Raw genomic sequence first — 10,224 nt, forward strand, 5'->3', positions numbered from 1 at the left:
CCGGCGGGGTGAACGCGTCCGGTTTCCTCCGGGTGTTGGCGGTCGACGACGAGCCGCCGGCGCTGGACGAGCTGGCGTACCACCTGCGGGCCGACCCCCGGGTGGCCCGGCTGCACACGGCGGGGGACGCCACCGAGGCGCTGCGGGTGCTCCGCGACGGCGACGTGGACGTGGTCTTCCTCGACATCCGGATGCCCGGCCTGGACGGCATGGAGCTGGCCCGGGTGCTGCGCCGGTTCGCCCGCCCACCGGCGATCGTGTTCGTCACGGCGTACGACGACGGGGCGGTGGACGCGTTCGACCTGGGCGCCACCGACTACGTCCGCAAGCCGGTACGCGCCGAGCGCCTCGCCGAGTCGCTGCGCCGGGTGATCGGCGCGCGGGTGGTGCCGTCCCACCCGGCGGCCCTCGCGCGGGCGGAGGAGGACCCGACCATCCCGATCGAGCTGGCCGGCACCACCCGGATGCTGCCCCGCTCGGCGGTGCGCTGGGTGGAGGCACAGGGCGACTACGCGCGGCTGCACACCGCCGACGGCTCGCACCTGGTCCGGGTGTCGCTGGCGACCCTGGCCGAGCGCTGGGCGGATGCCGGGTTCGTCCGGATCCACCGGTCGTACCTGGTGCAGCTCAAGCTGATCGCCGAGCTGCGGCTGGCCAACTCCGGCTATGTCGTGGTGGTGGACTCGGCCGAGCTGCCGGTCAGCCGCCGGCACACCCGCGAGCTGAAGGACAAGCTGGTGCGCGCGGCGAAGCAGGACTGGAACCGCTGAGGCGGGAATAAGCTCGCATTGTCGTACGCTGTACGGTACTCCGTACGAAAATGGAGGCCGCCTTGTTCGATGCCGCGACCGAATTCGACCGTCAGCTCGACCGCCTGGTGGAGCTGGGCTACCCGGCCCTGGCCGACCTGACCGAGGACGCCTTCCGTGCCCTCGTCGCCCCGCTGCGGGCGGCGGCCGTCACCGGTGCGGCGGGCCTGCCGGCGCCGACCGAGGGCCGGGTGCCGTTCCTCCTGGTGATCACCCGCGAGCTGGTGCCGGTGGAGGCGCGGGTCGCACTCACCACGCTGGCCGGCAAGCGGAAGCCGGGCGTTGTAGACCGGCACTACGCCGAGGGTGACCTGCCGAAGTTCGACCCGATCAAGGAGCTGGAGGTGCCGGCGGGGCCGGCGTACCTGCTCTTCGACGTCGACCGGGGCGAGGAGACGCTGAACCTGGCCCCCGCCGCCGCGATGGAGGTGATCACCGGCCAGGGCCGGCTGCCGCTCTCCATCGACGAGGGGCTCGCCTTCGTCACGCTGCACCCGGAGGCACTGGCGAAGAACAAGTGCTTCTCGCTGGTCGGCTCCCGCTGCGGCGACAGGCGGGTGCCGGCGATCTGGATCAGCCAGGGCGCGCCGAAGCTCGGCTGGTGCTGGTACGGCAACCCGCACACCTGGCTCGGCTCCGCCACCGCCCGCCCCGAGCGCATCGGGCTGGGCTGACGGTCGCGGGGACGGCCGGGTGGGTATCCCGGCCGTCCCGCCTCCACTCACCGGGGCAACGTCAGCCGGCTCCAGTTCTCACCATCAGCACTGACGTGGACGACGACCGAGTTGGCGTCGGTGGGGTCCTCCCGATCGGCCAGCCAGACCAGCCCCCGAGAGGTGCCGAACGACGTGCCCTCGTTGCCGGTCCGCGTGCTCCGGCTGAAGTGCCGCCCGCCGTCCCGACTGATCCACACGAACGACGTGACGCCGTCCTGCGTCACGTCGCCGACGAGCAGGGCCCCGTTCGCGCCCCGGGTGATTCCCCGCACCAGGTCCGTCGAGGGGAGGTCGGTGCCGACATCCGCCCAGGACCGGCCGCCGTCCGTGGTGTGCAGCAGCCGGGCCGGACCGGCGGGTCGCTCCCCGTGCGGGTCGGCGGAGATGGTCCCGCCCAGCACGTACGCCTCCTGCGCGCTCACGGCAACCAACGAGCTCGCCCACACACCCTCGGGCACCGTCGACGTGCGCCAGGTCGCTCCCCGGTCGACGCTGAGGGCGACCGAGGCGGGCGCACCGTGGTCGGGCGCGGGCGACATGAGCCAGAGGGCGCCGTCATCGGCCTGGTCCACCGCCTGCGGCACGACCTCCCCGGGCGCGTCCGTGAGCCGGTACACCCGCCAGGTGCCCGAATCGACCGCCAGCGGGCGCGGCATCGCCCCGCAGGATTCCGCGCAGCGAGCCGGACGGGCTTTCTCGGGGAAGGCGCGAACCTCGGTCGCCACCGACGCGAGACTCCGCCAGGTGAGGCCGGCGTCCAGCGAGACGACCTGGCTGCCGTCGATGCTGACCAGGTACCGCTGCTCGTCGAGCACGGTGAACCGGACGTCCGAGGTGCGGCGTCCCTCCGCGTCCGACCTGCACGGGCCGTCGAGGTAGTTGGTGCGCCAGCCCGACCAGGTACGCCCGGCGTCGGTGGTGGCCGTGAAGCTCAGCCGACAACCGTTGTCGGCCTCCTCCACCGCCACCGCCGACCGCTCCGAGAGCACGACCAGATGGCTCACGCGAGGGTCGGCCGGCGGGTCGGTGGGGTCCGGACCGGCCCAGTCCACCCCGCTCCCGTGCCCGGCGAACGGGGCGACCGCCGTGCCGCCGAGCGCCAGTGCGACCGCCGACCCGACGCCGGCCGCCCGGCGGCGCCGCCGGAGCCGGGCCGCGCGCCGGAGGTCGCCGAGCGGCGGCTGACGGACGGCGACTGCGACGGTCTCGGCGTCGAACCCGGTGAACTCACGATCGGACATCGGCCCTCCCGGTCTGCGTGGTCTCGGCGGTGTCGGCGGGCTCCTGGTCGCGGTCGCGCCTAACCTCGTGGTCGCGGTCTTCGGTGAGCAGCGCCGCCAGCGCCTGCCGGCCGCGGGACAGGCGGGACTTGACCGTGCCGGCGGAGACGCCGAGCGTCGCCGCCACCTCGTCGACCGGCAGGTCGACCAGGTAGTGCAGGGCGAGTGCGTGCCGCTGCCCGTCGGGCAGCCCGCGCAGCGCGGCCAGCAACGCGAGGTGCTCCGGCGCACGGTCGGCGACGGCGGGCGGCGGGCCGATCCGGCGCAGCAGCCCGTCGAGCACTCGCCGTCGCCGGTACCGGCTGCGGGCCACGTTCACCGCGACCCGCCGCAGCCACGACTCCGGGTTCTCCAGCCGGGCGAAGCGCCGGGGCGCGGCCAGCGCCCTGGTGAACGCCTCCTGGACCGCCTCCTGCGCCTCGTTCAGGTCACCGGTCACCGCGTAGAGCTGCACCACGAGCCGGCGGAAACACCCGGCGTAGAGCTCCGAGATCAGATCGCCGTCGGACACCGTCACCTCCCTCCTCCACCTATCCCACCCACGAGCACGGCGGCAGGTTCCCCGGCCGATCGAAAGGGTGCCCACGGGAGTTATCCACAGGGGTGACGCGTTCTCCACAGGTTGTGCACAGCCCGGTGTGGACCATCCCCGCGACGGCTGCGGCGGGCGCGACGGCCGCGACCGCGTCACGGCTTGGGACGTTCGCGGCAGGTGTGGCCGGTGCGACGACTGCCCTTGACAATCGCGGTGAGCGGGCCAGACTGCCGGGGTGGCCGCTGCCGACGATCCCGTCCCGGCGCCCCGGTCGGGCCGGCCCGAAACGCCGGGGCGGACGGGCCGGCCCGTGGTGCCGCGGCAGACTCCCGCCGCCCAGCCCCGGGCCCGGATCGTGCTGGCCGAGGTGTCCCGCCGCGAGGACCGGGCGCAGCGCACCCGCGCCGAGCTGGCCCAGCAGACCCGGGTCGGCGAGGCGCTCGTCCGGGGGCTGGTCCGGGCCCAGCTCGCGCTGGCCCTGCGGCTCTCCCTGGTGGTGGCGATCGGGCTCGGCGGGTTGCCGTGGCTGTTCGCCATCGCGCCCGACGTCGGCCGGATCACCGTGCTCGGCGTCAACCTGCCCTGGCTGTTGCTCGGCGTGGTCTCGTTCCCGTTCCTGATCGCGGTCGGCTGGGCGTACGTGCGGCTCGCCGAACGGAACGAGCAGGACTTCACCGACCTGGTCCAGCGGCCGGAGCGCTGACGTGGGCAACGATCTCGTCGTCCCGGCGATCGTGGCGGTCACCCTGGTCACCGTCGGCATCGGCTTCTACGGGCTGCGGCTGGCCCGCACCACCTCCGACTTCCTGGTCGCCTCGCGGGCGATCAGCCCGACCTGGAACGCGGCGGCGATCGGCGGGGAGTACCTCTCGGCGGCGAGCTTCCTCGGCGTCGCCGGGCTGATCCTCAAGTACGGCGTCGACGTGCTCTGGTACCCGGTGGGCTTCGCCGCCGGCTACCTCGCGCTGCTGCTCTTCGTGGCCGCGCCGCTGCGCCGCTCCGGCGCGTTCACCCTGCCGGACTTCTGCGAGCTGCGGCTCGGCTCGCGCCGGCTACGCACCCTCGCCACCGCCTTCGTGATCTTCATCGGCTGGCTCTACCTGGTGCCGCAGCTCCAGGGGGCGGGGCTGACGCTGGCCACGGTGACCGGCTCGCCGTACCCCCTGGGGGCCCTACTGGTGGCCGTCGTGGTCACCGCGAACGTGGCGCTCGGCGGCATGCGCGCGATCACCTTCGTCCAGGCCTTCCAGTACTGGCTGAAGCTGACCGCGCTCGCCGTACCGGCGATCTTCCTGGCGTTGCAGTGGCAGGCCGACGCCCGGCCGGCGGTGACCCCGCCCGACGGGCCGACGTTCCGGACCGCGACCACCGTCGTGGTCGAGCACCGCGCGACCCTCACCCTTCCCGACGGCCAGATCCGGGAGGTACGCCCCGGCGACGAGCTGTCGTTCGCCGCCGGTGACCCGGTGCCGGAGGTCTCCGGGGTGGCCACCGACGCGGCCGACTGGCTGCTGCCGAGCACCGCCGGGGACGACGACCGGGGCCTGTTCGCGACCTACTCGCTGATCCTGGCCACCTTCCTCGGCACCATGGGGCTGCCGCACGTGCTGGTGCGTTTCTACACCAACCCGGACGGCGCGGCCGCCCGGCGCACCACGCTGGTGGTGCTGGCTCTGGTCGGCGCGTTCTACCTGCTGCCCACCATCTACGGGGTGCTCGGCCGGATCTACACCCCGCAACTGCTCGTCACCGGCCAGACGGACGCGGTGGTGGTGCTGCTGCCCGGCGCCACGCTGGGCGACGGGGCGACCGGGCGGCTGCTCGCCGCGCTGGTCGCGGCCGGCGCGTTCGCGGCCTTCCTGTCCACCTCGTCCGGGCTGCTCACCAGCGTCGCCGGGGTGATCTCGACCGACGTGCTCGGCCGGGGCTCGGTCCGCGGGTTCCGGCTGGCCACGGTGATCGCCGGCGGCGTGCCGGCGGTGCTCGCGCTCAACCTCGCCGGGCTGGACGTGTCCCAGGTGGTCGGGCTGGCGTTCGCGGTCGCCGCGTCCAGCTTCTGCCCACTGCTGGTGCTGGGCATCTGGTGGCGCGGGCTGACCGACCTCGGCGCCGCCGCCGGGATCCTGGTCGGCGGCGGTGCCGCTGTCGGGGCGGTCCTGGTCACCGTGCTCGGCCCGCCACTCTCCGGTTGGCCGGCCACGCTCACCGCGCAGCCGGCCGCGTGGACGGTGCCGCTGGCCTTCACCGTGATGGTGGCGGTCTCCGTGGCGACCCGCCGCCGGGCTCCGGCCGACGTCGGGGCCACCATGCTCCGGCTGCACACGCCGGAGGCGCTGCGGCTGTGAGCGACCGCCGCCACGCCCCGGGTACGTCTCGGGGATGATCGGGGATCATCCTGCGGCCGGACCGGTGGCCGGCCGATGCCGGATACGGTCGGACGCATGACTGCTGAGCACCCGGCTCTCTCCCTCCGTGGCCTGGCCAAACAGTTCGACGGCAAGGTCGCGGTGGCCGGTGTCGACCTGGATGTCCCGGCCGGATCCTTCTACGGCCTGCTCGGCCCGAACGGCGCCGGCAAGACGACCACCCTGTCCATGGCGGTCGGCCTGCTCCGGCCCGACGCCGGTGGGGCGTGGGTGCTGGGGCACGACGTCTGGGCCGACCCGGTGGCCGCGAAGCAGCTGCTCGGCGTGATGCCGGACGGCGTACGCCTCTTCGACCGGCTCAGCGGCGCGGAGCTGCTCGCGTACCACGGCCTGCTGCGGGGCATGGACCCGGCGGTGGTCGACCAGCGGGCGGCGGAGCTGCTGGACGTGCTCGCGCTCGGCGACGCCGGGCGGACCCTGGTGGTCGACTACTCCGCCGGCATGAAGAAGAAGATCGGCCTGGCCTGCGCGCTGCTGCACGGGCCCCGGCTGCTCGTGCTGGACGAGCCCTTCGAGGCGGTCGACCCGGTGTCGGCCGCGCTGATCCGGGACATCCTGCACCGGTACGTGACCGGGGGCGGGACGGTCGTCTTCTCCAGCCACGTCATGGAGGTCGTCGAGCGGCTCTGCTCGCACGTGGCGATCCTGGCGGCGGGCACCATCAAGCGGGTCGGCACCATCGACGAGGTGCGCGGTGGCCGGCCGCTGGAGCAGGTCTTCGTCGAGGTGGTCGGCGGCCGCACGGCGACCGGTGAGGAGCTGGCGTGGCTGTCGCGGTGACGCACCCGGCCAGCCCGACGACGGCGGTCCGACGGGTCTCCGCCCGACACTTCGTCCGCCTCAAGCTGCGGGTGATGGGCAACAACTTCCGGGGCCAGGGCTGGCGGGTCGGCCTCTTCGTGGCCGGCGTGCTGGCCGGCCTCTGGCTCGGCGGCACCGGCTTCTTCCTCTTCGCCGCGCCCGGCCTGGCCGACGGGGGCCGCTACGCGCTGATGGTCGCCTCCCTCGGCGGCGGCTTGGCCGTGCTCGGCTGGCTGCTGCTGCCGCTGGTCTTCTTCGGGGTGGACGAGACGCTGGACCCGGCCCGGTTCGCGTTGCTGCCGCTGCCCCGCCGCACGCTGGTCACCGGGCTCTTCGCCGCCGCCTTCGTCAGCGTTCCCACGCTCGCGGTGCTGCTGGCCCTCTCCGGGCTGGTGGTCACCGCCGGGGCGCTGGGCGGCTGGTCCGCCGCCGCGGTGATGTCGGTCGGGGTGGTCGCCGGGCTCCTGCTCTGTGTCGCCGGGGCCCGGGCGGTCACCAGCGCGTTCGCCACGGCGCTGCGGTCCCGCCGGGTCCGTGACCTGGCCGCCGTGCTGCTCGCCGTGCTCGCCGCGCTGCTCGGCCCGTTGCAGCTCGCGGGCGTCGCCGCCCTCGGGGACGCGGACTGGGACCGGCTCGACGGCGTGGCCGAGGTGATCGGCTGGACGCCGTTCGGCGCCCCCTGGACGGCCGGCATCGACGTGGCCGAGGGCCGCGCCTGGGCCGCCCCGGTGAAGCTGCTGATCACGGCGGCGGCGATCGTCGCGCTGCTGGCCTGGTGGTCCCGCTCGCTCGAGTCGGCCATGGTGGGCGCGGCCAGCGCCAGCCCGGCCCGGGACCGACGCGGCGTGGCCGGCGGGGCGGTCGCCCAACTCTTCCCGCGCGTGGTCGGCTGGGCCCGCCGGGACCGGTTCGGCGCGCTGGTCGCCCGGGAGGCCCGCTACTGGTGGCGGGACGCCCGGCGGCGGGCCAACCTGATCACCGTCGCGGTCGTCGGTCTCTTCGTGCCGGTCATGGTCAACCTCGGCGGCTCGGGCTTCAGCGTGGGGGCGGAGCAGGGGTTCACCGTCCCCGACACGGCGTCGCCGGTGCTGGTCAGCCTGTCGATGCTCTTCGTGGGCCTGCTCGCCGCGATCACCCTGGCCAACCAGTTCGGCTTCGACGGCAGCGCGTACGCCGCAAACGTGGTGGCGGGCGTGCCGGGGCAGGTGGAACTGCGCGCCCGGATGGCCGCGTTCTCGATCTACCTGCTGCCGATGCTGGCGGTGATCTCCGTGGTCGTGGCGGTGGTCCTCGGCGAGCCCGGCTGGATCGGGCTGATGGCGGGCACCCTGATCGCCACCTACGGCGTGGGGCTCGCCGTCAACACCTTCGTCTCGGTGCTCGGGGCGTACTCGCTGCCGGAGACGAGCAACCCGTTCGCGCTGAACAGCGGCGCCGGGGTGGCGAAGAGCTTCCTCACCCTGCTGTCCATGCTCGCCTCGGCGGTCGCCGCGGTGCCGATGGTGGTGGCCGCCGGGCTGCTCGGCGACGTCTGGCTCTGGCTGGCCCTGCCGGTCGGCGCGGCGTACGGGCTGGGCGCCGCGCTGCTCGGCGCGTACCTGGCCGGCGACGTGCTGGACCGCCGCATGCCCGAACTGCTCGCCACGGTGACCCCGCGCCGCTGACGCGAAGGCGACACCCAACCGGCTGCAACCTGCACCGCCCACCCGGGGTGTGCTGGGCAGAGCCGCGACCACGCGGCGAAAGCAGCAGGGGAGGCGCCATCGTGATGGTGCGGGAGCACGACCCCGGCGACGTCCGGGAGAAGCTGTCACCCACGGCCACGGGGGCCGTGGGCGACAGCTTCGAGGAGTTCTACGCGGCGAACTTCCAACCGCTGATGCTTCAGCTGTACGCGTACACGGCCGACGTCGGCCAGGCGCAGGACGCCGTGCAGGAGGCGTTCAGCCGCGCCTGGGCCCGGTGGGACCGGTTGGTCCGGTACGAGCGCCCGGCGGCCTGGGTGCGCACGGTCGCCATGAACGTGGTGCGCAACCGGTGGCGCCGGCTGCGGGCCGCCCGCGTCCACGCGAGGTTCCATCGCGAAGAAGTGGTCGAGGGCCCCGGTCCGGAACGGGTCGCGCTCGCCCGCGCCCTCGCGACCCTGCCCGAGACCCAGCGGCGAGCCGTCGTGCTTTTCCACGTGGCCGACCTCAGCATCGCCGATATCGCCGACCAGGAGGGGGTCGCCCCCGGGACGGTGAAGTCCTGGCTACACCGGGGCCGCACCGCGCTCGCCGCCGCCCTCTCCGAATCGCGGACGGAGGAGCCTCATGTCTGAGCACGACACTTCACCGAACCTGGACAACCTCTTCGCCGCCTACACCTCCGGCGGCCCGCTGGTGGTGCCGCCCGGCGTCGCGGCCGCACGTCAGGTCGCCCGCCGGCGCCGTACGGCCCGGATCGTCGCCTCCGGCGTGCTGGCGGCGGTGCTTGTGGCCACCCCGGCGTTCGCCGGCACCTGGCTCGACCGGGAACCTCCGGTGCCACCGGCCGGGACCCCCACGCCCACCTCGCCTGCCACCACGGCACCCACCCCGTCGATCTGCGACAGCGCGTTCGCCATTCGCTGCGAGAGCCCGTCGGTGACGTCGAGCCCCGCCGCGCCGCCCCCGAACGGGCGGATCGGTGAGAAGGAGCTCGGCAACGCCACCCTCGACCTGCCGGCCTGGCCGGCGTACCTGAGGGAGCACTGCCCGACGGGACGGGTACGGTTCTCGGACGGCCGCGCCCAGCTCTCGCCCGACGCGGACCTCCAGGTCAAGATTCTCCAGGTCGTCCACGCCGACCTGGATCGCGACGGGGCACCGGAGACCGCCGCGCTGATCAACTGCGGCGGGCTGGAGATGAGCGAGTCACGGGTGCTGGCGTTCGACCGGAACCAGTCCGACGCCATCGTGACGACGGGCCTGGTGGTCGCCGAGACCGGCGACATCGCGGGCATCCAACGGATCCGGCCGGCTGGTTCCGCCGTGGAGGCGGAGGTGGTCGACTTCTCGAGCGACGGCATCCCGGACAGCCTCGCGCAGCACCAATGGCGGGCCTACTCCTGGTCGGGCGCGAGTTTCGTCCAGTCGGGCGGGCCCACCGTCTTCCCGGCCAACCCGCGGATCACCGACCTGTCGATCAGCGGCGGCCAGCTGCGACTCGCCCGGGTGGACGATGATCAGGCGGAGGGCGTCCTCAGCCTGATCATCGGCAACCAAGGACCGCAGCCAGCTACGGAACCGCAGGTGAGGGTGCATTTCCCGGCAGGGTTCGACGTCACCCCGCTTCCCAGGGGTTGCAGCAGGTTCGTCTCCAGCGACCGCACGATCACCCTCACCTGTCGCTTGGCGGCGCTGGCGGTCACGGAGACCGTGGCGCTCGACCTGTCCGTCTCGGTCCGACGCCCCGGGCTGGGTGCCGGCAAGGCCGGTGAGTACCGGGCGACGGTGTTCTGGAGTGGGAGTGAGGGGGCCACCTATCCGGAGCCGAACGGCACCCACAGGAACAGCCTCGTGACCGACAGCCTGATCGTGACCGACTGATTCCCTATCGGGGATCGGCTGTCAAGGTGCTGGCTGGCTTGACGGTGTAGGTCGGCTGGTTGGACGATCGCTGGTGGGGGAGGTCGCC

General features: G+C 73.8%; 10 protein-coding genes. 8 read left to right on the plus strand and 2 right to left on the minus strand.

The features are described from left to right. Positions 1 to 8: 8 nt before the first annotated feature. On the plus strand, positions 9 to 770 hold the full coding sequence (locus ACGFZ2_RS30210; protein ID WP_393260617.1) for a LytR/AlgR family response regulator transcription factor: 762 nt from the start codon (positions 9 to 11) through the stop codon (positions 768 to 770). Between the two features lie 62 nt (positions 771 to 832). Next, a complete protein-coding gene (locus tag ACGFZ2_RS30215; protein WP_393459420.1) occupies positions 833 to 1,483 on the plus strand; it encodes a DUF5701 family protein in 651 nt (216 codons plus the stop codon). Between the two features lie 47 nt (positions 1,484 to 1,530). On the opposite strand, the gene ACGFZ2_RS30220 is transcribed toward ACGFZ2_RS30215, so the two are convergent. Together ACGFZ2_RS30220 and ACGFZ2_RS30225 are read right to left on the minus strand one after the other, a co-directional pair. Further along, complete coding sequence (locus ACGFZ2_RS30220; RefSeq protein ID WP_393459423.1) at positions 1,531 to 2,766, minus strand: WD40/YVTN/BNR-like repeat-containing protein; 1,236 nt, start codon at positions 2,764 to 2,766, stop codon at positions 1,531 to 1,533. Then, positions 2,753 to 3,316 (minus strand): RNA polymerase sigma factor, encoded by a 564-nt coding sequence (locus tag ACGFZ2_RS30225; RefSeq protein WP_393259407.1) that lies wholly within the window; start codon positions 3,314 to 3,316, stop codon positions 2,753 to 2,755. Before ACGFZ2_RS30225 ends, ACGFZ2_RS30220 begins: the two co-directional genes overlap by 14 nt. Before the next feature lie 337 nt (positions 3,317 to 3,653). Here ACGFZ2_RS30225 and ACGFZ2_RS30230 point away from each other — a divergent pair, with 337 nt between their 5' ends. The 6 genes from ACGFZ2_RS30230 (at position 3,654) to ACGFZ2_RS30255 (ending at position 10,136) form a co-directional block, all read left to right on the plus strand. Further along, complete coding sequence (locus tag ACGFZ2_RS30230) at positions 3,654 to 4,043, plus strand: hypothetical protein (protein ID WP_393260619.1); 390 nt, start codon at positions 3,654 to 3,656, stop codon at positions 4,041 to 4,043. Position 4,044: 1 nt separating this feature from the next. Beyond that, positions 4,045 to 5,685 (plus strand): cation acetate symporter, encoded by a 1,641-nt coding sequence (locus tag ACGFZ2_RS30235; RefSeq protein WP_393459426.1) that lies wholly within the window; start codon positions 4,045 to 4,047, stop codon positions 5,683 to 5,685. Between the two features lie 96 nt (positions 5,686 to 5,781). Then, positions 5,782 to 6,546, plus strand: a complete 765-nt coding sequence (locus ACGFZ2_RS30240; RefSeq protein ID WP_350702602.1) for an ABC transporter ATP-binding protein — start codon at positions 5,782 to 5,784, stop codon at positions 6,544 to 6,546. Then, the gene (locus ACGFZ2_RS30245) at positions 6,531 to 8,231 is read left to right on the plus strand and encodes an ABC transporter permease (RefSeq protein WP_393459429.1); all 1,701 of its coding nucleotides are present in this window, start codon (positions 6,531 to 6,533) and stop codon (positions 8,229 to 8,231) included. The genes ACGFZ2_RS30240 and ACGFZ2_RS30245 overlap by 16 nt, the downstream gene beginning before the upstream one ends. Before the next feature lie 101 nt (positions 8,232 to 8,332). After that, positions 8,333 to 8,887, plus strand: coding sequence for a SigE family RNA polymerase sigma factor (locus ACGFZ2_RS30250; RefSeq protein WP_393259413.1), 555 nt, complete (start codon positions 8,333 to 8,335; stop codon positions 8,885 to 8,887). After that, on the plus strand, positions 8,880 to 10,136 hold the full coding sequence (locus tag ACGFZ2_RS30255) for a hypothetical protein (RefSeq protein WP_393459431.1): 1,257 nt from the start codon (positions 8,880 to 8,882) through the stop codon (positions 10,134 to 10,136). The genes ACGFZ2_RS30250 and ACGFZ2_RS30255 overlap by 8 nt, the downstream gene beginning before the upstream one ends. The last annotated feature ends 88 nt before the right edge of the window (positions 10,137 to 10,224 follow it).

This window comes from Micromonospora sp. NPDC048063 (genome assembly GCF_043202855.1).
Classification (GTDB): domain Bacteria; phylum Actinomycetota; class Actinomycetes; order Mycobacteriales; family Micromonosporaceae; genus Micromonospora.